The organism is Arthrobacter ginkgonis, assembly GCF_039540195.1.
Lineage (GTDB): Bacteria > Actinomycetota > Actinomycetes > Actinomycetales > Micrococcaceae > Zafaria > Zafaria ginkgonis.
This window is the reverse complement of record NZ_BAABEO010000006.1, coordinates 208346-229157: the sequence shown is the minus strand read 5'-3', so window position 1 is coordinate 229157 and position 20812 is coordinate 208346. Positions and strand designations below refer to the sequence as shown.

General features: G+C 69.8%; 16 protein-coding genes, 1 tRNA gene and 1 other RNA gene. 9 read left to right on the top strand and 9 right to left on the bottom strand.

What is annotated here, in order from left to right; translation table 11 throughout:
• Both ABD912_RS02560 and ABD912_RS02555 read right to left on the bottom strand, forming a co-directional pair.
• Nucleotides 1-617 (bottom strand): aromatic ring-hydroxylating oxygenase subunit alpha (locus ABD912_RS02560; protein WP_345148237.1); only part of this gene is annotated, 617 nt, incomplete at its 3' end.
• A 59-nt stretch (nucleotides 618-676) separates the two neighbouring features.
• Nucleotides 677-1858 (bottom strand): NAD(P)/FAD-dependent oxidoreductase, encoded by a 1182-nt coding sequence (locus tag ABD912_RS02555; protein ID WP_345148236.1) that lies wholly within the window; start codon nucleotides 1856-1858, stop codon nucleotides 677-679.
• A gap of 255 nt (nucleotides 1859-2113) precedes the next feature.
• Between ABD912_RS02555 and ABD912_RS02550 the strand changes: the two genes are divergently transcribed.
• The gene (locus tag ABD912_RS02550) at nucleotides 2114-2752 is read left to right on the top strand and encodes a GntR family transcriptional regulator (protein ID WP_345148235.1); all 639 of its coding nucleotides are present in this window, start codon (nucleotides 2114-2116) and stop codon (nucleotides 2750-2752) included.
• Between the two features lie 87 nt (nucleotides 2753-2839).
• On the opposite strand, the gene ABD912_RS02545 is transcribed toward ABD912_RS02550, so the two are convergent.
• From ABD912_RS02545 to ABD912_RS02530, 4 genes are all read right to left on the bottom strand, one after another.
• Nucleotides 2840-5332 carry a GcvT family protein gene (locus tag ABD912_RS02545; RefSeq protein WP_345148234.1) on the bottom strand — a complete coding sequence of 831 codons (2493 nt, stop codon included), beginning with the start codon at nucleotides 5330-5332 and terminating at the stop codon, nucleotides 2840-2842.
• Between the two features lie 59 nt (nucleotides 5333-5391).
• Nucleotides 5392-6297 carry a formyltetrahydrofolate deformylase gene (gene purU / locus ABD912_RS02540; RefSeq protein WP_345148233.1) on the bottom strand — a complete coding sequence of 302 codons (906 nt, stop codon included), beginning with the start codon at nucleotides 6295-6297 and terminating at the stop codon, nucleotides 5392-5394.
• A gap of 384 nt (nucleotides 6298-6681) precedes the next feature.
• Nucleotides 6682-8625, bottom strand: coding sequence for a BCCT family transporter (locus ABD912_RS02535; RefSeq protein WP_345148232.1), 1944 nt, complete (start codon nucleotides 8623-8625; stop codon nucleotides 6682-6684).
• Nucleotides 8618-8968 (bottom strand): bifunctional 3-phenylpropionate/cinnamic acid dioxygenase ferredoxin subunit, encoded by a 351-nt coding sequence (locus ABD912_RS02530; RefSeq protein WP_345148230.1) that lies wholly within the window; start codon nucleotides 8966-8968, stop codon nucleotides 8618-8620. Before ABD912_RS02530 ends, ABD912_RS02535 begins: the two co-directional genes overlap by 8 nt.
• A 221-nt stretch (nucleotides 8969-9189) precedes the next feature.
• On the opposite strand from ABD912_RS02530, the gene ABD912_RS02525 reads away from it, so the two are divergent.
• Both ABD912_RS02525 and ABD912_RS02520 read left to right on the top strand, forming a co-directional pair.
• Nucleotides 9190-10089 carry a Cof-type HAD-IIB family hydrolase gene (locus ABD912_RS02525; RefSeq protein WP_345148228.1) on the top strand — a complete coding sequence of 300 codons (900 nt, stop codon included), beginning with the start codon at nucleotides 9190-9192 and terminating at the stop codon, nucleotides 10087-10089.
• Between the two features lie 112 nt (nucleotides 10090-10201).
• Entirely contained in the window at nucleotides 10202-10741 is a 540-nt protein-coding gene (locus ABD912_RS02520) for a hypothetical protein (RefSeq protein WP_345148226.1), read from the top strand.
• Here the strand turns inward: ABD912_RS02520 and mmsB are convergent.
• The 3 genes from mmsB to ABD912_RS02505 form a co-directional block, all read right to left on the bottom strand.
• Nucleotides 10704-11648 carry a 3-hydroxyisobutyrate dehydrogenase gene (gene mmsB / locus ABD912_RS02515; protein WP_345148224.1) on the bottom strand — a complete coding sequence of 315 codons (945 nt, stop codon included), beginning with the start codon at nucleotides 11646-11648 and terminating at the stop codon, nucleotides 10704-10706. The two genes, ABD912_RS02520 and mmsB, sit on opposite strands and share 38 nt — an antisense overlap.
• Before the next feature lie 254 nt (nucleotides 11649-11902).
• On the bottom strand, nucleotides 11903-12400 hold the full coding sequence (locus ABD912_RS02510; protein WP_345148223.1) for a glutathione peroxidase: 498 nt from the start codon (nucleotides 12398-12400) through the stop codon (nucleotides 11903-11905).
• A 128-nt stretch (nucleotides 12401-12528) separates the two neighbouring features.
• Nucleotides 12529-12614, bottom strand: a tRNA-Ser gene (locus ABD912_RS02505).
• Nucleotides 12615-12902: 288 nt separating this feature from the next.
• On the opposite strand from ABD912_RS02505, the gene ffs reads away from it, so the two are divergent.
• The 6 genes from ffs to ABD912_RS02475 all read left to right on the top strand — a co-directional run bounded on the left by ffs (nucleotide 12903) and on the right by ABD912_RS02475 (nucleotide 20734).
• Nucleotides 12903-12999: signal recognition particle sRNA small type (gene ffs / locus ABD912_RS02500), an RNA gene on the top strand.
• A 29-nt stretch (nucleotides 13000-13028) separates the two neighbouring features.
• Nucleotides 13029-13919, top strand: a complete 891-nt coding sequence (gene gluQRS, locus ABD912_RS02495; protein WP_345148222.1) for a tRNA glutamyl-Q(34) synthetase GluQRS — start codon at nucleotides 13029-13031, stop codon at nucleotides 13917-13919.
• Between the two features lie 39 nt (nucleotides 13920-13958).
• The gene (locus ABD912_RS02490; protein ID WP_345148220.1) at nucleotides 13959-17621 is read left to right on the top strand and encodes a DNA polymerase III subunit gamma and tau; all 3663 of its coding nucleotides are present in this window, start codon (nucleotides 13959-13961) and stop codon (nucleotides 17619-17621) included.
• A gap of 59 nt (nucleotides 17622-17680) precedes the next feature.
• The gene (recR, locus tag ABD912_RS02485) at nucleotides 17681-18280 is read left to right on the top strand and encodes a recombination mediator RecR (protein WP_345148218.1); all 600 of its coding nucleotides are present in this window, start codon (nucleotides 17681-17683) and stop codon (nucleotides 18278-18280) included.
• Nucleotides 18281-18377: 97 nt separating this feature from the next.
• The gene (locus tag ABD912_RS02480) at nucleotides 18378-19514 is read left to right on the top strand and encodes a hypothetical protein (RefSeq protein WP_345148217.1); all 1137 of its coding nucleotides are present in this window, start codon (nucleotides 18378-18380) and stop codon (nucleotides 19512-19514) included.
• A complete protein-coding gene (locus ABD912_RS02475) occupies nucleotides 19511-20734 on the top strand; it encodes an aromatic amino acid lyase (RefSeq protein ID WP_345148215.1) in 1224 nt (407 codons plus the stop codon). Before ABD912_RS02480 ends, ABD912_RS02475 begins: the two co-directional genes overlap by 4 nt.
• Nucleotides 20735-20812: the final 78 nt, after the last annotated feature.

Here is a 20812-nt window from a genome sequence, read left to right as displayed (position 1 = left end):
TAGCACTCCATGAAGTTCTCGATGATGAGCTTCCAGTTGGCCTTCACGTCGTACCTGATGCGCCGGCCGACCTTCAGGTTGGCCACGTCGTAGCCCTCGATGGCCTCCAGGTCGCCCAGGCGCTCCTGGATGGCTCCCATGACGTCCTCCTCGAAGGAGGGCGGGGTCTCGGCCAGGCAGACCCACACGTAGCCGAGGTATTCGCGGAGGTGGACCTTGGCCAGGCCGTATTCGTGGCGGTCGATGTCGGGCATCTTGGTCAGGTTCGGGGCCGCGACGAGCTTGCCCTCGAAGTCGTAGGTCCAGGCGTGGTAGGGGCACTGGAAGGAGCGTTCGGCCTGGCCGGATTCCTCCATGCACAGCTTGACGCCGCGGTGGCGGCAGACGTTGTAGAACGCGCGGATCTCGCCCTTGCGGGTGCGGGAAATGAGCACGGACTCGCGGCCGATCTGCACGGTCTTCCAGGCCCCGGCCTTGGCCAGGTCAGCGGTGCGGATCGCGCAGAACCACATCTGCTCGAAGATGCGTTCCTGCTCGGCGCGGAAGATCGCCGCGTCGGTGTAGGTGTGCCCGGGCAGGGTGGAGATCAGGCTCTCGGAAATCATGTCGGCGGTCATGCTGTGCTTCCTCCGGTGGAGACGAAATTACTGAAGATGGGCAACGATGGTGGGCCGGCTCAGGCCGGCACGGGGACTGGCACGGCGGCCTGGTTGAGGGTGCGGCGCCACGTGGTGAACAGGCGGACCTGGTTCATGCCCAGCACCGCCACCGGCTCCTCGCCCCGGTAGTACACGGCCAGCACGTCACGGGTCTCGGCGGCTCCGGCCTCAATCTGGACCCGGTCCGCCTGTGCGGCGCTGCCGGCGAACTGCAGCTTCACCCCGTACTGGTCCGACCAGAAGTAGTGCGGCTTCGGGCTCCCCGCCAGGGCGTCCGGGTTCAGCAGCGCGCCGACGGCCGCCTCGGCCTGTTCGGTCGCGGAGGTCCAGTGCTCCACCCGCCGGTGCGCGCCGTGACGCTCGTCGAACCAGGCCGCGCAGTCTCCGACCGCGACGATGCCCGGCAGGTTGGTCCGGCCCGAGGCATCGCAGAGGACGCCGTTCTTGACCTCCAGGCCGGAAAAGGACAACCAGCCGGTGTTCGGCACCGCCCCGATCCCGACCAGGACCAGATCCGCAGGCAGGTACTGCCCGCTGGTGAGGGTCAGCCCGGTGACCCGGTCCCCATCGGCGTCGATGCCCTGGAGGGTGGTCCCGCGCAGCAGGGTGACGCCGCGGGTTTCCTGCAGCCCCGCCACGACCTCGCCCATCTCGGCTCCCAGCGCCGCGCAAAACGGGACCAGGTCCGAGTTGATCAGGGTCACTTCAAGGCCGAGCTCGGTGGCGGTGGAGGCAACCTCGGCCCCGATGAACCCGGCTCCCACGATGACCAGCCGCCGGCCCGGGACCAGTTCGGCCGCCAGCTTCTGCCCGTCGGCCAGGGTGCGCAGGGTGTGGACGTTGGCGAACCCGTCCAGGGCCGGGAGTTTGCGCGCCGAGGCGCCGGTGGCGATCACAATCCCGTCCGCAGCCACCCTGCGCCCGTCCTTGAGCATGATCGTCCGGTTCGGCCCGTCCAGGCCCAGCGCCCGGGACCCCAGCAGCCACTCCGCGCCCAGGTCCTCGTCCGAGGTCTCCAGCGCAAGGTCCCCGGCCCCGATCCGGCCGAGCAGGAAATCCTTCGACAGCGGCGGCCGGTCATACGGACGCTCAAGCTCATCCCCGATGATGATCAGCCTGCCCGCAAAGCCTTGGGCGCGGGCAGCGCGCGCTGCCGACAAACCGGCCAAGGACGCCCCGACGATGGCTAGGGTTTCCATGCACCCACCTCATTCTTCTCGCGCTGGTTCTGACTGGGCCCGTTCCGACCGCATTCGTTCTTATTGCGTCTTATGCAACTGATCGCGCCATGCGGAACAATAGGATAAGTGTGATGAACGCCATAAAGGCGTGTCAAGGGTGTGGCCCGCGAAGGGGCGCGGCACGAGGCGGGGACCCCACAACCGGGGCGCTGGCGCTTATCATCACTGGAGGATCGTTCGTGGATCCCCGAACCGGACGGGAAGGCCAATATCTTGGGAGAAACCGGGCTCACCCGGGCGGAGTTCGCGTACCGGGAGCTTCGCCAGCGCATCATCGACATGCGGCTGCCTCCGGGCGCGCCGCTGGACGAAGAGTCGCTCATGGCCGCCCTTGAACTCGGCCGCACCCCGCTGCGGGAAGCCGTCAAGCGCCTCGAAACCGACCGCCTGCTGGTCGTGTACCCGCGCCGGGGCACCTTCGTCGCGGAGGTCAACATCCGGGACCTGGGGGAGATTTCGGACGCCCGCCGGACCCTGGAGGCCTTCGCCGCGCGCCGGGCGGCCGAGCGCGCCTCCGAGGAGGACCGCGCCAGGCTCCGGTCGTGCCTGGAGGCCGTGGAGCACGCCCCCGACGGCACCAACCAGACGTCCATGGACCTGGACGAGCAGATCCACCGCACCGTCTACGCCACCATGCGCAACAGCTACGTCGAGGCCACGCTGATCCAGTACTTTGCCTTGTCGCAGCGCATGTGGAACTTCGTGCTGGCGGGCCTGGCGCCCATTTCGGGCAACGTCCAGGAGCACGTTGCCCTGCTGCGGGCGATCATCGACGGCGACGCCGACAAGGCGGCGCGCCTGGCCGAGGAGCACGTGACGCATTTCGAGCAGCTGGTCCAGCACTCCCTGTAGGGCGCGGCGCTACGAAAGGCCTGCGCAAAAAGGGAGGACGGCACAAAAAGGGGCCCGGAACCTTGCGGTTCCGGGCCCCGATCCGTGTCAGGCGCGGATCTTGTTCATCTCGGGATCGACCAGCGGCTCGGCCGTGACGGTCGCGTCGATCAGCCGGTCGAAGTACCTGATCTGCACCTTGGTCCCCTCGGTGGAGGAGGCCGGCAGCCACGCGTAGGCCACGGGCTTGTGCACCGTGTAGCCGTAGGCGGCGCTCGTGACGTAGCCAACCGGCTCACCGTCGATGAAGACCGGCTCCTTGCCCAGCACCACGGAGGTTCCGTCGTCGACGGTCAGGCAGCGCAGGCGCTTTCCGTCCTCCGCGTCCCGGCGCCGTTCGACGGCGTCCTTGCCGACGTAGTCCTCCTTGTTGGCGCGGACCGCGAAGCCCAGCCCCGCCGCGAAGGGATCGTGCTCCGTATCCATGTCAGTGCCCCAGGACCGGTAGCCCTTCTCCAGCCGGAGGCTGTTGAAGGCGCCGCGGCCGGCCGCGATGACGCCCAGTTCCCGGCCCGCTTCCCACAGGGCGTCCCACAGCTTCAGCCCGTTGGCCGCATCGGTGTAGATTTCCCAGCCCAGTTCCCCGACGTAGGACAGGCGCATGACGCGCACGTCGATGCCGGCGATGGTGGTGCTGGCCGCGCGGAAGTACTTCAGCCCGTCGTTGGTGAGGTCCTGCGGGGTCAGCGGCTGGACCAGGTCGCGGGCCCGCGGGCCCCAGACGCCGATGCAGCAGGTGTCGTCCGTGGTGTCCTCCACGCGGACCCACTGGTCCGGATGGGCCTCCGTGTGCTCGGCGGCGCGGCGGACCAGGTAGTCGTAGTCGATGCCGCCGTTGGCTCCGATCTGGAAGAGTTCCTCCTCGATTCGGGCGATGGTCAGGTCGCTGCGGATGCCGCCGGCGTCGTCGAGCAGCAGGGTGTAGGTCACCGATCCGACGCTCTTGTCCAGCTGTCCCGTGCTGAGGTGCTGGAGCAGGGGCAACGCGCCGGGCCCGGAGACCTCCAGGCGCTTCAGCGGGGTCATGTCGTACATGGCCACGTTGGTGCGGGTGGCGTAGGCCTCCGCGGCGGAGATGGGCGAATCGAACTTCGCGGCCCACGGGTCGCGTACCGGCGGCTGCCACTCCTGCGGCAGGGACTCCAGCAGCGGCTCGTTGGCCGTGTACCAGTGCGGGCGCTCCCACGCGGCGGACTCAAGGAAGAAGGCACCCAGCTCCACCTGGCGCTCGTGGAAGGGGGCAAGCCGGAGGTCCCGCGGCGAGAGCTTGGGCTCAAGGGGGTGGCGGATGTCGTAGATCTCGACGAAGTTCTGCTGCGAGGTCTCCAGGACGTAGTCGCGCTCCAGCTGGACCTTCTCGAACCGGGCAAGGTCCAGCTCCCGGAGGTCGGTTTCCGACCGGCCGTCCACCAGGAGCTGCGCGAGAGCCTTGGCCACGCCCGCCGAGTGGGTCACCCACACGGCCTCGGCGATGAAGAAGCCCTTCAGGTCCTTGGACTCGCCGACCAGCGATCCCCCGTCCGGGGTGAAGGAGAAGATGCCGTTGAACGCGTCGCTGATGCTGGCCTCGTTCAGGGACGGCAGCAGCTGCCGGCAGGCCTTCCACGGCTGCTCGAAGTCCTCGGAGGTGAAGTCCAGGCGGGACGGCATGGCGTGCTCGGTGATGCGGTTGCCCCCGGGAAGTTCGTCGTAGCCGACCGGGATGGGGCGGTGGGCGTAGGAGCCGATGCCGATGCGGGTACCGTGCTGGCGGAAGTAGAGGTCCTGGTCCTGGTGGCGCAGGATCGGCAGCTTGGCGTTGTTGCCGGTGCCGACGGCGGTCTCCGCGTGCCCGGCCAGTTCCTGGATCGAGGTGGTGGTGATGTACTGGTGCGCCAGGGGAACCAGCGGAACCTCCATCCCCATGAGCTCGCCGATCTGCGGACCCCAGAAGCCGGCCGCGGAAACCACGATGTCCGCCGGGAAGACCGTGTCGCCACTGCGGACGCCGGTGACCTGGCCGCCGGCACGTTCCACCCCGGTCACCGGAGTGTCTCCAAGGAAGCGGGCCCCGCGGGCCTCGGAGCGCTCGCGCAGCAGCTCGACGGCAAGGAGCGAGGACGCCAGGCCGTCGGTGGGCAGGTAGAGCGCGCCCAGGACGATGCCCTCATCGATCAGCGGGTGCAGGGCCTTCGCCTCGGCCGTGTCGATCACGTGGGCTTCGAGTCCCCACGCCGTGGCGAAGTTGCGGCGCCGGTGCAGCTCGGCGAGGCGTTCCGGCGTCGTGGCCACCTCAAGGCCGCCGACCTGGTTGAAGGCACGGGCGTCGCCGCGCGTCAGGGAGGCGAGCTTCTGCCCGGTGTAGGCGGCCAGCTCCGTCATGGTCCGGGACGAGTTGGTCTGGAAGACCAGGCCCGGCGCGTGCGACGTCGAACCACCAGTCAGGGGGATCGGCCCCTTGTCCAGGACCGTGATGTCGGTCCAGCCCCGTTCGGTGAGCTCGTCGGCCAGGTTTGCCCCGACGATCCCGGCCCCGATGATGACAACGCGAGGAGACTTCATGAAATTGCCTTTCGGTTAGCCCCCGGCGGGGGCTTGATTCTGTGGTGGTGGGGACGGGGCTAGTGGAAGACGACGGTTCGGTGCCCGCTGAGCATGACGCGGTTTTCCGCGTGCCAGCGGACGGCTCGGGAGAGGGCCAGGGCCTCCGTGTCCCTTCCCACGGTGGCCAGTTCCTCGGGGGTCATCCGGTGGTCCACCCGGACGACTTCCTGCTCGATGATCGGTCCCTCGTCCAGGTCGGCGGTGACGTAGTGGGCGGTGGCCCCCACGTGCTTGACGCCGCGCGCGTGGGCCTGGTGGTAGGGGCGCGCGCCCTTGAACCCGGGAAGGAAGGAGTGGTGGATGTTGATGGCGCGGCCGGAGAGGCGCTTGCAGAGGTCGTCGGACAACACCTGCATGTAGCGGGCGAGCACCACCAGGTCGGCGTCGAACTCATCCACCACGTCCAGCAGCTTCTGCTCCGCCGCGGGCTTGGACGCCGCGTTGACGGGAATGTGGATAAAGGGGAGCCCGGCGGCCTCGGCCATGGGGCGGAGGTCTTCGTGGTTGGACACCACGGCAACCAGGTCGACCGGCAGGCTCCCGCTCTGCCACCGGAAGATCAGGTCGTGGAGGCAGTGCGCGAACTTGGACACCATGATCAGCACGCGCGGGCGGGTGCCGTCGCTGAACGTGTAGGTCATGCCGAACTCCTGGGCGGTTGCCTCGAAGCGGCGGGTCAGGGCCTCGGCGTCGGCGTCTTCGGCGGTGAAGGCGGTCCGCATGAACAGCGTGTTGTCGACCCGGTCGTCGAACTGCTGGTGTTCGGTGATGTCGGCGCCCAGTTCCACGAGGAAGCGGGACACCGCATGGACGATGCCGGGCCGCTGGGGGCAGGACAGCGTCAGGACGCTGGCGTGCTGGCCCCGGTCCGCGGTGCGGGTGTCGGTGGCGACCCGCGGTTCCAGGATGGTCTGGGCATTCATTGGTGCTCCTTCAGGTGGTCCGCTTCAGGTGGAGGCTTGGTCGGGGCGCCCGGCGGGCTGCCCTGGGTGGTTGGGCCGCCGGGGCGGTCCGGGCGCCGCCTTCTCCCGCCACCCTCCCCGTCGGGGAGGGCCAGGGGCGAAGGGGCTGGAGAGTGAGCCGGCGGCCGGGACCGCCTGCCGGGTCGGGGATCGCTCAACCGGCTTCCGGTCGAGCGATCCCCTTCCCGTGAGGACTGGGGTCTGGCTCTCTCTGGTCATACAACTGATATATAAGAGGAACCTAGTGGTGTTCGCCACAGCCTGTCAATGGGGTGGGGTGGCAATCCGGCTCCGCATCTGGCGGCGTCCGGCCCCGGCAGGGTTGCGGAAACTAACTGGGCATAACTAACTGGCTGGGGCGCGGTCCGCTGCCGTGTCCTCATTCGGAGGAGGGCAGGGGCGTTCCCCGCAGCCTTGGCCACATTCGTGCTTGGTCACCAGGTCGAACTGCCCGCCGTTGTGCTGGTCGACTCCGGCCCTGATGGCGCGTTCGACCACGGAGTCGGCCAGGCGCTTGCGCAGGGCCAGCGGATCCCGGCGCAGGTCCTTGACCAGCGCGACGCACATCAGGAGCATGACCAGCACGAAGGGCAGGGCCGAGACGATCGTGATCCGCTGCAGGCCCGCCAGCGCATCGGCCGGATGGTCCCCGCCGGCGAGGAGCATCACTGCCGCCACGGCTCCGGTGAGCGCGCCCCAGAAGACGACGACGCCGCGGCGCGGCTCCTCTGCACCGTTGGAGCTGAGGGAGCCCATGACGATGGACGCAGAGTCCGCTCCGGTGACGAAGAAGATCGCGACCAGGACCATGGCCAGGATGGACACCGCTCCTGCGGCGGCCTGCGCCATCGGCAGATGGTGCAGGAGGTCGAACAGCGCACTGTCGAAGGAGATCGTCGGGGCGCCGTCGACCACCGTGGCGAGGCCCGCGGCCGGGTCGTCCGATGCTGCGCTCTCGGACTGGATGTGGATGGCCGCGCCGCCGAAGATGCCGAACCAGATGAGGCTGACGATGCTCGGCACCAGCAGCACGCCGGTCACGAACTGGCGAATCGTGCGCCCGCGGCTGATGCGGGCGATGAACATGCCCACGAACGGGGTCCAGGAGACCCACCAGGCCCAGTAGAAGATGGTCCAGCCCGACATCCAGTCGCGCAGGGCCTCATCCCCCACCGCCTCCGTGCGGGCGGACATCTCCGGCAGGTTCGCGGCGTAGTCGCCCACGGCCGCCGGAATCAGGTTGAGGATGAACAGGGTGGGGCCCGCGACGAAGACGATGAGCGCCAGCACCACGGCCAGGACCATGTTGATGTTCGCGAGCCACTGGATGCCGCGCTTGATGCCGGAGACCGCCGAGGCGATGAAGCAGAAGGTCAGGATGGCAACGATCCCCACGAGGATCGGCGTGGCGAGCTGTCCGCCGATCCACCCGTTGGAGGCCAGGCCGCTGCCGATCTGCAGCGCCCCGAGCCCCAGGGAGGCTGCGGTTCCGAAAAGCGTGGCGAAGATGGCCAGCATGTTGATGAACCGCCCGGCCATACCGTCCACCGACTTGGCGCCGAAGAGGGAGGTGAAGGCCGCGGAGATCAACTGCCGCCGGCCCAGCCGGAAGCTTCCATAGGCCATGGCCAGTCCGACCACCGCGTACATGGCCCAGGGGTGGAGCGTCCAGTGGAACAGCGAGGTGGCCATGGCCGTCTGGATGGCCTCGGAGGTCTGGCCGTCAACGGTGCCCGGCGGCGGCGCGATGTAGTGGTACAGCGGCTCGGCGACGCCGTAGAACATGAGGCCAATGCCCATGCCGGCCGCGAACATCATGGAGATCCACGAGATGGTCCGGAACTCGGGCTTCTCGCCGTCCTTGCCCAGCGGGATGTTGCCGAAGCGCCCCAGGGCCAGCCACAAGACGTAGACGACGAACAGCGACGCCAGCCCGATGAACAGCCAGCCCGTATCCTTCATCACCCAGTCCAGCGCCGTCTGGGAGATGGTCGCAAGGCTCTCGCGGCCGACAAAACCCCAGATCACGAAGGCCAGGGCCAGTGCGCCCGCCACGCCGAAGACGGTCTTGTCCAGCCGCGCGCCCCCGCGGATCACGCGGTGGGCAATGGCCTGCTCCGTGACGCTCTGGCGCAACGTCTGCAGGATTTCGAGGTCCGCAGTCGTGGGATGTGCCTCCAGCGACTGGCGCGGCTCGGGCAGCTCCTCGCTGACCTCGTCGACGGTGGCGCCGCTGCCGACACCCAACAGGACCTCCTCGGTCCCCGAGTCCTGCGCGTCCCTATACATGGCCGTCCACGGTCAGGCCCGGCGGCAGGTTGGGGACTTCCTTGGACTCGATGATCATGATGTCCCCGTCGACCACGGTGACCTCATGGACACGGACCGACAGCTTGGCCGGAGGCGCATCCACGGCCCCCGTGCGCAGGTTGAACTTCGAGGCATGCAGGGGACATTCGACCTCGCATCCCTCCACCCAGCCGTCCGCCAGGGAAGCGTCCTGGTGGGTGCAGGTGTCGTCGATGGCAAAAAGCTCCCCTTCCTCGGTGTGGAACACCGCGATGGGCGGGGAGGTGTCGAGGCGGAGCGCATCTCCTGGCGCCAATTCCTTGAGTGGACAAGCCCTGTGCATCGGAACTCCTTTCACCTCGCCGCTTAGCAAAGCGGTGAGCGGTTTGTTTTGCATGAATCAACAGGAATCACGTTAAGCAACAGTGATGGACCTCACATGGGTGTGTCAAGACCCCAAGCCACCACGTCACACCGTTGCGGAAATGACCCACGTCACCGCCCGGAGACCGGTCGCGTCATCTGGCCGCCATGGGGGGAGGCCGGGGCTGGAAGAATGGAACAATGCGTTCGACTCCCGCCTTTGCCCTCCTCCTCGACGTCGACGGGCCCATCGCCAGCCCCGTCACCCGCACGGTCCGGCCGGGCATCATTGCGCTGATGCTGGAGCTGGGCACCGCAGGAATCCCGGTGGTCTTCAACACCGGCAGGTCGGACGACTTCATTGCCCGGCAGGTCATGGACCCGATGCTTGCCGCCGGGCTGCCGGAGGGGATGACCGTGCACGCCATCTGCGAAAAGGGCGCCACCTGGTTCTCCTTCACCGCGGCCGGTCCCGGGACGGTGCACGTGGACCGCACACTGGCCGTTCCCGCCCCGTACGCGGATGACATCCGCGCCCTGGTGGCCGCGGACTACGCCGAGCACATGTTTTTCGATGAGACCAAGCGGGCGATGGTCTCCGTGGAGCAGCGCATCGACGTGGCCAATGCCGACTACCTTGCCGAGCAGGAACATTTCGACGCCGATGCGCTCGCCGCGATGGCCCGGCACGGGCTCAGCGCGGTGCGGCTGGACCACCACGCGTCAAGCCAGGACTACGGGGGCCAGGACGATGCGATCGACTACCACGTGGATCCGACCATCATCTCCACCGACATCGAGTCCGTCCGGCTGGGCAAGGACCTCGGCGCCGACCGGGCCTGCGAACTGCTCGCCCACGACGGGATCGTTCCGCGCGCGTGGTTCACGGTCGGGGATTCGCGCACCGACTACGCCATGGCGGACTGGCTGCACGACCGCGGCCACCAGGTCAGCCACGTGGACGTGCGCCCGGCCGACGGCGTTCCGTCCAAGCCCTACCCCATCCTGACGGCGGCGGACCTGGGCCTGTCCGCGGACGCCATCCACGACGACGCCGGGGAGGCGTTCCTGGCGCATTGGATGGGCTCCTTGGGCGCCTAGTTCCAATGCCCTAGCCGACCGGCGCCGCACCAACCTGTCGGGGGCGGCGGGTACAAAGAAGACCAGGAAACACCGGGCCTTGCAACGCGCCCGGACGGCGTGGAAGACAGCAGTGGGTTATTACAACGATCTGGCGTTCCACCTGCGGCGGCGCCACCTCGGCGACGCCGAGGTGGTCCGGATCCTGAAGAACGTGCGCCGCAGGGCGTCCAGGGCGAAGGTTCCGCCCGCCGATGCCGTGGGGCCGGCGGGCGCGTACGCGCGGACGTTCCCGCGGGCGCCGGCGAGGCGGTGGTTCCTGCGGGCGACGGCGTCGCTGTATGCGGCGGGCGCGCTGTTCGCCCTGTTCGTGGTGTTCGGCCCCGAGGTTCCCGCGGTGCGCGGGATCGACCCGGCGCTGCTGGTGCGGGAGCTGGGGCGTTTTCCCGTGCTGCGCCTGGTGCTGCCGTACCTGTTCCTGGTCGCGGCGGCGGAGGTGGTGTACCTGTGCCGGCTGCCGGCGGGATTCGAGAAGAAGGCCGGGTCCGGGAAGAAGTCGGGGTTCAAGAAGAAACCGGCCCGCGCGGCACCCCGGGCAGCGGCCCGTCCGTCCGCGCGCACGGCGGCCCGCCCGCTCAGGGCCGGTACCCCTCCACGGTCCCGTCGCGGGTGACGTACTTGACCACCAGCGAGCAGTCCTTGCCGCCCAGACCCTCCTCGGCCAGCCAGCGGAGCTGCTCCCGGGCCAGGTGCGCGGCGGGGGTGTGGAGCCCGGCGGCGTCGGCGGACTCCAGCGCGATCCCGATGTCCTTCAGGCCCAGGTCGGCGCGGAACCCTGCCTCGAAGTTGTCGTTGGCGGCGGCCGAGTCCACCACGCCGGGCACCGGGTACCAGGTCTTCTGCGGCCAGGACGCCCCGGAGGAGACCGAGGCGATCTCGTAGAACACCTTGGGGTCCACCCCCAGTTCACGGGCCAGCTGCGAGCCTTCGGCCACCCCGAGCAGGCTCACGAAGAGCATGAGGTTGTTGCACAGCTTCGCTGCGATTCCCGCCGTCGGACCGCCGGCCGGGATGATCCGCCCGGCCATGGGCTGGATGTAGCGCTCGGCGTCGGCGACGGCGCCGGGCTCCCCACCGAGCATAAACGTCAGCGTCCCGGCCGCGGCCCCGGCGATCCCTCCGGAGACCGGGGAATCCACGAACCGGAAGCCGCGCGTGGCGGAGTCCTCGTGGCAGCGGCGGGAGGAGGCGATGTCCGAGGTTGAGGTGTCCAGCAGCAGCGTGCCGGGGGCTGCGTTCGCCCACACCCCGTCGGGCGCCTCGTACACCTGCAGCACGTGGGCTCCGGTGGGCAGGCTCGTGAACACGGCCTCCGCGCCGGCTGTCACGGCGGCCAGCGACCCGACCACCTCCACTCCCCCGCACTCGGCCTCGGCGCAGGCCGCGGCGCTCGGGTCGTAGCCGCGCACCGTGTGCCCCGCCTTGACCAGGTTCGCCGTCATCGGCGCCCCCATGTGCCCCAGCCCGATCCAGCCGTACGTCGCCATCAGGACCTCCCCGTCCTCGCCTGCCCGCCTCATCCTGCCCGTCCGCGGATAGGACACACGCTAGGACGAACCGGCGCCCGGGAACAGGGTGCGGCAACAGGGCAAGCCCCGCCTGCGGATTTTCCCGGCTTCCCGAGGGCTTCTGCGGCGCGCCGGCGCGACACGCCGGTTCAAGCCGGGTCCCGGGGACGAGAAGTGGGAGGATTCGCGGCCGGCCCCCTTGGGCACCCAAGGGAACCAGCCGCCGTCGTGCCGCGAATTGCAGCTGACGGAAAGACGGGGCAGGGCTACAGCGCGGCGCGGACGGCCGCGGTGACCTCCTCGGACAGGGGCTCGGTGCGCGGGGCGAAGCGGCCGATGACGTCGCCGTCCCGGCCGATAAGGAACTTCTCGAAGTTCCAGGAGATGTCCTCGGCGGATCCGCTCGGGTAGGCCTTCAGCGCCTGGTACAGCGGGTGGGTCGCCTCCCCGTTGACCTCGGTCTTGGCCGCGAGCGGGAAGGTGACGCCGTAGTTGACCTTGCAGAACTCCCCGATCTCGGGGTCGGTGCCCGGCTCCTGCCCCATGAACTGGTTGCAGGGCACGCCCAGGATCTCCAGGCCCTCCGCGCGGAAGGTCTGGTAGAGCTCCTCCAGCCCCTCGTACTGCGGGGTCAGGCCGCACTTGGAGGCGACGTTGACCACCAGCAGGACCTTGCCCCCGAAACGCTCGCCCAGCACGGCCTCGGTGCCGTCGTTGAGGGTGACCGGGATGGTGTGCACGGTGCTAGTTCGGGACTCGCTCATATGGGACTCCTGCCGCCGGGTGGGTGTGGGCACATTCTAGGGACCGCCGGCTTCCTGCCCTCGCGCCGGCGTTTCAGGGGAAACGGAAGCGGCCCGCACCGTTGCCGGTGCGGGCCGCTATCCATCCGCGGAGGATGGGGGATTTGAACCCCCGAGGGCTGTTAACCCAACACGCGTTCCAGGCGTGCGCCATAGGCCGCTAGGCGAATCCTCCAGATACGCTTCAAAGCGCGAGTAATAGCCTAGCGGAGTTTTCGGAAAGTTCCCAATCGGGGGCAACTCCCCCAAATCGGGGCCCGGCCGCCTGCCCGTGGACCGGATTTTGGACCAGAGTTTTTTCAGGGCCGGGGACGCGATTCCGTCCTCGCGGCCGCGGACCGCGGACAACGCTGCTTGGGAAGTGCACCCCATGAGTCGCGGATGGGGTGCACTTCCCAAGCAGCGTTGCGGTGCCGGCGGTTGGACCGTGCACGGGCGCTCCGGAAGATCGGGTATAGTTTTCGACGGCCCCTCATGTGGTGTCATCCTGTTGAACTCCCCCAGGACCGGAAGGTAGCAAGGGTAGACGGGCTCTGGCAGGTGCATGGGGGGTCTTTACTTTCTCCGACGTTCCGCCAGGAGGCAGCAGATGGGCGCAGGCCGGTTCGCACCAAGCCCCTCCGGGGAACTGCACCTGGGAAACCTGCGCACCGCGATCCTTGCCTGGCTGTTCGCCCGCTCCACCGGCCGCGGCTTCCTGCTGCGCATCGAGGACCTGGACCGCGCCCGCGCCGGGTCCGAGGAGGCCCAGATCCGCGACCTCGCGGCGATCGGGCTGGACTGGGACGGACCGATCGAGCGCCAGACGGACCGCATGGACGGCTTCGCCGCCGCCGTCGAGGACCTGCGCACCCGGGGCCTGCTCTACGAGTGCTACTGCACCCGCCGGGACATCGCCGAGGCCTCCTCCGCCCCGCACGCCGCCCCCGGCGCCTACCCCGGAACCTGCCGCGACCTCAGCGAGGCGGAGCGGAACCTGCGCCGCGCCGGACGGCCGGCCGCGCTGCGGCTGCGCGCCGGCGTCGGGCAGTACACGGTGACGGACACGCTGCACGGGCAGTACACGGCCGCCGTGGACGACTTCGTGGTGGTGCGCAACGACGGCGTGCCCGCCTACAACCTGGCGGTGGTGGTGGACGACCACCTGCAGGGCGTGGACCAGGTGGTCCGGGGCGACGACCTGCTCAGTTCCGCCCCGCGGCAGGCGTACCTGGCGACGCTGCTCGGGGCCGCCGTGCCCGAGTACGCGCACGTGCCGCTGGTGCTCAACCGCGAGGGCAAGCGGCTGGCCAAGCGCGACGGCGCGGTGACGCTGGCCGCGCTGGCCGAGGCCGGCGTCGGACCGGAGAAGGTGCGGGCCGTCATCCTCGCCTCGCTCGGGCTGCCGGGCGGCCCGCTGGCCGAGGCGCTGGAGGCGTTCGACCCCGCCCGACTGCCGCGCGAACCGTGGATCCACTCGCCCCTCACAACTGACCTCTAGAAATGCGGGGGGCACCTCCCGAAAGGTAGTCTCTATAGGGTGAGTACAGCCCTTTACCGTCGCTACCGTCCGGACACTTTCGCGGACGTGATCGGGCAGGAGCATGTCACCGTGCCGCTCATGGCGGCACTGCAGAAGAACCGCGTCAGCCACGCCTACCTGTTCTCCGGCCCGCGCGGCTGCGGCAAGACCACCTCCGCGCGCATCCTGGCCCGCTGCCTGAACTGCGAGAAGGGCCCGACGCCGACCCCGTGCGGCACCTGCCCCTCCTGCGTGGAGCTGGGCCGCGGCGGCCCGGGCTCGCTGGACGTCATCGAGATCGACGCGGCCTCCCACGGTGGCGTCGACGACGCCCGCGACCTGCGCGAACGCGCCACCTTCGCCCCGGTGCGCGACCGCTACAAGATCTTCATCATCGACGAGGCGCACATGGTGACCTCGGCCGGCTTCAACGCGCTCCTGAAGATCGTCGAGGAGCCGCCGGAGCACATCAAGTTCATCTTCGCGACCACTGAGCCGGACAAGGTCATCGGCACCATCCGTTCGCGCACCCACCACTACCCGTTCCGGCTGGTTCCGCCGGAACCGCTGATCGCGTACCTGGAGCAGCTGTGCGAGGCCGAGGGCGTCCCGGTGGCCCCGGGCGTGCTCTCGCTGGTGATCCGCGCCGGCGGCGGCTCGGTGCGCGACTCGCTGTCCGTGCTGGACCAGCTGATCGCCGGCGCCGGGCCGGAGGGCCTGGACTACGAGCTCGCCGTCTCGCTGCTGGGCTACACGCACGCGTCGCTGCTCGATGACGTGGTGGACGCGATGGCCGCCCAGGACGCCGCGACCGTGTTCGGCGCGGTGGACCGGATCATCCAGACCGGGCACGACCCGCGCCGCTTCGTCGAGGACCTGCTGGAGCGCTTCCGCGACCTGATCATCGTCAAGGCGATGCCGGACACCGCGGGGCAGATCATCCGCGGCCTGCCCGAGGACCAGCTGAACCGGATGCGCACGCAGGCGGCGCTGCTGGGCCAGTCGGAGCTGAGCCGTTCGGCGGACATCACCAACCAGGCGCTGACGGAGATGACCGGCGCCACGTCCCCGCGCCTGCACCTTGAACTGCTCTGCGCGCGGCTGCTGCTGCCGGCCTCTGACCCGACCGAGCGCGGCATCAATGCGCGCGTGGACCGCCTTGAGCGACGGGTCGCCTACGCCGGCGAGGTGCCGGCCGGCACCGTCCTTCCCGCGTACGACGGCGGCGGCTCGCCGGCCGCGGATTCCGCCGGCGGCTTCGACTCCCCGCGCGAGCAGGGCGCCGCCCAGGTCCGCGAGGCGCTGCGTGCGGCCCGACGCGGGCAGGAGCCCGGCGCGGAAACCCCGGCGGCTCCGCAGGGCGAGCCATCGCAGCCAGGCGGGCCCGTGCAGCAGGGTGAAGCGGCGCCTGCAACGGAGGCCCCTGTTGCCGCGGGCCCTGTTGCCGCGGGCCCTGTTAGCGATGCCCCTGTTGCCGCGGGCCCTGTTTCCGCAGAGCCGGCCCCACAGGTTGCGCCCGTTTCCCCGGTCCCGTCCGCTGCGTCGCCGGCCGACGAAGAGGAGAGCGCCCCGAGCGCGGAGACTCCCGCTCCGATGGACGAGGAGCCCGTGTGGGGCGATGACGCCGGATGGGACGAGCCCACCGAACCGGGAGCGGAGGAATCGGCCGCCCCGGCTCCCGCCGCTGAGGCCCCGGCTGCGGCGGCCCCAACCGTGCAGGCCGCCGCCCCGGCCCCCGCGGTTTCCCCCGACTGGGGCGGATCCTGGGGCGCGATGCCCGAGCCGGAAAAGCCCAAGGTCCCCGTGGCTGCCGCGGCGCCCGCACCCGCTGGGGCACCCGCACAGGGCCAAGGCCAAGCTCCGGCACAGGGCCAGGCTCCTGCCCAACCCTCGGCACAGGCCCAGGCTTCCCAGCGCATTCCGGACCCGGCCGCGAATCGCGCGGGGTCTCCGGAGGCCCCGGCCCCCGAAGCCCCTACCCACCAGCAGGATTCCCGCCAGCAGGGTGCCCCTCAGCAACCGGTGCAGCAGCACTCCGCTCAGCAGCATCGGGCGCCGCAGTCCGCACCTCCGGCGGGTCAGTCGGGTCAGTCGGGTCAACCTGCGGCTGTATCTGCGCAACCCGCGGCACAGGCTGGGGCAGGCGGCAGCGTCGAGATGTTCCGGCGCGCCTGGCCGGAGATCATGAACGAACTCCAGTCGGTGAAGAAGTTCCTGTGGATGACGGTCCAGCCCAACGCTTCCGTCACCGGGTACGACGGCCGCAGCCTCACCGTCTCCTTCGCGCACCAGGGCGCGATGACGGCGTTCACCCGCAGCCAGGACAACGTCAACCTGCTCGCCCAGTGCATCCACAAGGTGCTGGGCGTCCAGTGCCAGATCGTCGTGACGGCCGGAGGGTCCGCTCCGGCGGGTGGTTCGGGCCCAAAAGCTGAACGCCGGCCCGGGCCGGCAGATACTCCGTCCGTAGCACCCCGCCCGACCGAGCCTGCCGCCGGAGATCGCCCGGCTGCTCCGGCTCCGGCTCCGGCTCCGACCAGCGAGGGCCCTGCCGCGCCTGCTCCCGGAGGCACCCGGCCCGCGGCTCCGGCGCCAACCGACGAGCGCCCCACCGCACCTGCACCCGGGGACACCCGGCCCGCAGCGCCGGCACCGGCCGGATCTCACGCACCCGCGGCACCGGCTCCGACCGGTGAACGCCCTGCTGCGCCTGCTCCCGGGGACACCCGGCCCGCAGCGCCGGCACCAACCAGCGAGCGCCCTGCCGCGCCCGCTCCTGCGGCTCCTGCACCGGCCGGAGGGCACGCACCCGCGGCACCGGCTCCTTCTGGGGAGCGCCCCGTTGCACCCATGCCCACTGAAAATCGCCCCGCCGCACCGGCTCCGGAACGTGCCGCGACTCCTGCCCGAGGCCGCACCGGCTCTCCGGCGGGCCCGCCGGCCGAGGACGACGATCCCGGCTACGGTCCGGAACCGGACTTCGGCCCGGAGCCTTTCGACGACGGCGCCTACGACTGGAACGCGGACAGCGTTCCGGTCCCCGACTGGGAACTCCCGTCCGCCGGGTCCCCGGGATCCCCCGGGCGGCCGGGCTCCCCCGCGCATTCCGGCCAGTCCGCGCCCCAGGCACAGGCATCCCATGCACCGGCACCGGCACCGGCTCCCCAAGCAGCCGCACCCCACCCAAGCGAGCGCGGCGAAGCGGCGCGGCCGGCGTCGTCCTCTTCCGCCGTGCCGGGCGGGGAAGCCGCAGCGGCACCCGCCCCCAATGCCCACGTCGCGGCTCCCACGTGGGGAAAACCCGCTACGCCGGCCCCCGCCGCGGCGCCTCCCCAGCCTCAGGCCGCGCGCCCGGGACAGCGGATCAGCCGCTACCAGCAGCTGATGAACCAGGCCGGCGGACAGGCCGGCGGCCCGCAGGGTTCCGCCGCGCGGCCGGAAGGCGCCGGCCAGCCCGGCGGCGTCGCGGCCCCCGGTTGGGGAAGCACGTCCGCCGCGGGCAGCCCGGCGGCCCCGAACGCCGTAAACTCGAAGTACGTTGAGGACATCCCCAGCGACGACGACATCGCCATCGAGGAATCCGGCCTGGTCGGACGCCCCGCGATCGAACGGCTCCTGAACGGGCGGCTCATCGAGGAGCGCGACCACGAGGGCAACGTCGTCGGCAAACCTGCCTACTAACCGGCCCGCCGGCCCAGTGGGCGCCCGAAGATGTCCCATTTCAAGCAGTGTGAGGTTTTGTGTACGAGGGTGCAGTCCAGGAACTGATCGACGAGCTCGGCCGGCTGCCCGGCGTGGGACCCAAGTCCGCGCAGCGCATCGCGTTCCATATCCTCGAGGCGGACCCCGAGGACATGAAGCGCCTCTCCGAGGCGATCCGTGCGGTCAAGGAGCGGGTGAAGTTCTGCTCGATCTGCTTCAACGTCTCCGAGCAGGACACGTGCTCGATCTGCCGCGACCCGCGCCGCGACGAGACCGTGCTGTGCGTGGTCGAGGAATCCAAGGACGTTATGGCCGTTGAGCGCACCCGGTCCTTCCGCGGCCGGTACCACGTGCTCGGCGGCGCCATCAATCCGATCGCCGGCATCGGCCCCGACCAGCTGCACATCCGCGAACTGCTCAACCGCCTCTCCGACGACCGGATCGAGGAGATCATCATCGCCACCGATCCGAACCTGGAGGGCGAGGCGACGGCCACCTACCTGGCCCGCCTGCTGAAGACCCTCGGCATCAAGGTGACCCGCCTCGCGTCCGGCCTGCCGGTGGGCGGGGACCTGGAGTACGCCGACGAGGTCACCCTGGGCCGCGCCTTCGAAGGCCGGCGCAGCCTCATCGGCTAGAGCGGTTCCCGCCTGCCCACGGAGCCGGGCAGCACCGCTTTCACAAGGGTTGATACGCTTCGGAACGGTTGATGGACGCCGACCCGAGGAGCCCTGCTTGCGATTCGCCCTGCTCATACCGCTCAGGCCGCAAGGCCACGCCCGGGCGAACCTGCCGGGTCCCGCGGACGGTCCGGTATGGACCTCTCGACACATCAGCCGGGCCCAGATCCTCAAGCACGCTTGGTCGGACCTGCCCGTGCCGGTCCACGCCGGCAGCCCGACAGCACCCGGATTCACCGTGGAGACGGCGTCGATGTGCCGTGTAGGGGCCCACTCCGTCGCCTGCCTGGACGTCAGCATCGGGGAGAGCCTCGGGATGGTCGACCCGCAGGGCGTGGCCGCGATGGAGTCCCGGCTCACGGACCTGGCGGTGGAAACACTGGGCGGCAGCGGAATCGACCCGGCCGCCATCCTATGGGTGGGGCGCTATGCCCTAGTGGACTCCGCCGACCAGATCCCCGCCGGCTGGTACTCGGAGAACGCCCAGCAAGCCGTTCTTCCCCCCGACGGGCCGGCGGGCGCCAGCCGCGGGGACTGCGTGCTCACTGCAAGCTGGGGCAATGGATCCGTCGCCGGGTGGGGAATGCTGAGCGAGGACCAGCGCCGGCAGACGCTGGACGGCCTGGTCGACGCGCAGATCATTTGGGCCGAGCTGGATCGAATCGGTGACGATTCCGCCTTGGTCACCGCGGAACTCGTCTCCGCGCAGCCCTCCCGGATGAGGCGCCGCGAACTGGTCACAGCCCGCCGCAGGATCCATACCTTGGCTAATGCCGCCCTCCTGCATGAGGTGGCATTCGACGAATCGCTCATGGGTTTCCAGGGCCTGCGCCGGACCACCACGGCAGCCGCTCTGGAGGCCTGGGGATACCAGACCATGGCCGAGCGGGTGCACGCGCGGATCGGCAAGCTCGAGGACCTGGCCGCCCGGCTGCACGAACGGCTTGAGGGCCGGTACCAGTCGCTGGTAGAGGTGGTCCTCTTCGGGCTGGGCCTGCTGACGATCGTGGACATCGTGCTCTCGGTGATTTCCACGGCCTACTCAGGGTCGGTCACCGCGTTTCCGGACGAGGGTTCGGCAGGGTTCTTCGCCGCGGTGAGGAACTCCAACATGGACCTGATGATGGGCGGCAGCGCGGCCCTGATCCTGGTGACGGTGCTGGCCCTGACGCTCCGGAAGGGACGGAAATGAAACTCGCGGACAAGGTCTTCCTGACGGCCACCGGTTCCCTCGCCCCGGAAGCGGACTCTGCGCTCACCTCCCGCATCGGAGCCGATCGGACGAGGGTGGAGGCCCACCTGGCGGCTTCCTCGGCCGCGGTCTACGGCTTCAATACGCTGTTCGGCCCCCTCGACGGACATCGCGTCGATTCCACGGCACAGGGGCAGTTGCTGCAGGGGCATCTGGTGGGAACCCCGATGGAGATACCCGGCCCGCTGGCTCGACTAGTCCTGGCGACCAAAGTCCAGCAGCTGGGCCGCGGCGGCTCGGGCATCCACCCTGAAACCTTCGCGGGCTTGGCCCGGGCCGCCCGGGAACCCCTCCGGGCACCGTTCAGGGTCGCATTCGGCGCCTCCTACGGAAGCGCCGACGTCGTTCCGGCGGCGTGGTTCGTGGCCGGGCTCGTCGAGCGGAAAGTCCTTCAGCTCTCCCATCCCGGCGACCTGATGACCCTGATCAACGGAAACCACGTATCGACCGCCTCCGCCATCGCCGTGCACGCCGCCTACCGTCAGCGCCTTGAGGAAGCGGCCCGCCTGGTGGCCGCGGTCGCGGACTCCCTCGAACGGGGCCGCGTCCCGGGGCGCCAACTGCCGGTCTCCCTGAGGGACACCGGGCCGCTGCAGAGCTGCATCAACTCGGCCTTGGACGGACTGGAGGCGGGTCTTGAGCAGCGGCTGTCGGTTTCCGGGGCGAATCCACTCTTCGAGTTCGCCCCGGAACGGACCGTGGTGCGCAGCAATTCCGGTTTCCTCGATTTCGGGCTGACGTTCGCGCTGACCACCTGCATCCAGGCGCTGCACGTGGCAGCCGGCTACCTGCAGCGTGCGGTTGAGCATGCCAGCGACCATCTCATGGTGGATGGCCCGTCCGGGTTCGGCTTCGTGCAGCCTCCCAAGGTGGCCCAGGCAATCGTGGAAAAGTTGGCCATCGCCTGCGGCACCATGCCGATCCGCTTTTCGGGCCAGGACTCCCACGGCATCGAGGATTGCCGGGACCTCAGCCTGCTAACCGTCCTCCAGCTGGCCCGGGGCCTGGCTGGCTTCGACGAATTGCTGTCTCTGGGCCGCCGCGCGCTGGGTCAACTCATTGGCCAGGACGAGGAACACCCTAGGGGCGGGGAAAGCACCCGGGAAGCCCCGGAGGCCACCGAAGCCGCCGAAATCGTCGCCTTCCTGGCCAGCCGCTAGGCCCTCTCCCGCGCTCCGCGGAAAAGTGACGCGTAAGTGTGGGTGTGGGGATGAAAAGTGGTCCACTTTTCGTCCCCA

Bases quoted from the DNA above. Each gene is read 5' to 3' on its own strand.
- ABD912_RS02545 (WP_345148234.1), bottom strand. From the start codon at position 5,332: ATGAAGTCTCCTCGCGTTGTCATCATCGGGGCCGGGATCGTCGGGGCA.
- ABD912_RS02555 (WP_345148236.1), bottom strand. From the start codon at position 1,858: ATGGAAACCCTAGCCATCGTCGGGGCGTCCTTGGCCGGTTTGTCGGCA.
- purU (WP_345148233.1), bottom strand. From the start codon at position 6,297: ATGAATGCCCAGACCATCCTGGAACCGCGGGTCGCCACCGACACCCGC.
- ABD912_RS02525 (WP_345148228.1), top strand. From the start codon at position 9,190: ATGCGTTCGACTCCCGCCTTTGCCCTCCTCCTCGACGTCGACGGGCCC.
- ABD912_RS02475 (WP_345148215.1), top strand. From the start codon at position 19,511: ATGAAACTCGCGGACAAGGTCTTCCTGACGGCCACCGGTTCCCTCGCC.
- mmsB (WP_345148224.1), bottom strand. From the start codon at position 11,648: ATGAGGCGGGCAGGCGAGGACGGGGAGGTCCTGATGGCGACGTACGGC.
- gluQRS (WP_345148222.1), top strand. From the start codon at position 13,029: ATGGGCGCAGGCCGGTTCGCACCAAGCCCCTCCGGGGAACTGCACCTG.
- ABD912_RS02530 (WP_345148230.1), bottom strand. From the start codon at position 8,968: ATGCACAGGGCTTGTCCACTCAAGGAATTGGCGCCAGGAGATGCGCTC.
- ABD912_RS02535 (WP_345148232.1), bottom strand. From the start codon at position 8,625: ATGTATAGGGACGCGCAGGACTCGGGGACCGAGGAGGTCCTGTTGGGT.
- ABD912_RS02510 (WP_345148223.1), bottom strand. From the start codon at position 12,400: ATGAGCGAGTCCCGAACTAGCACCGTGCACACCATCCCGGTCACCCTC.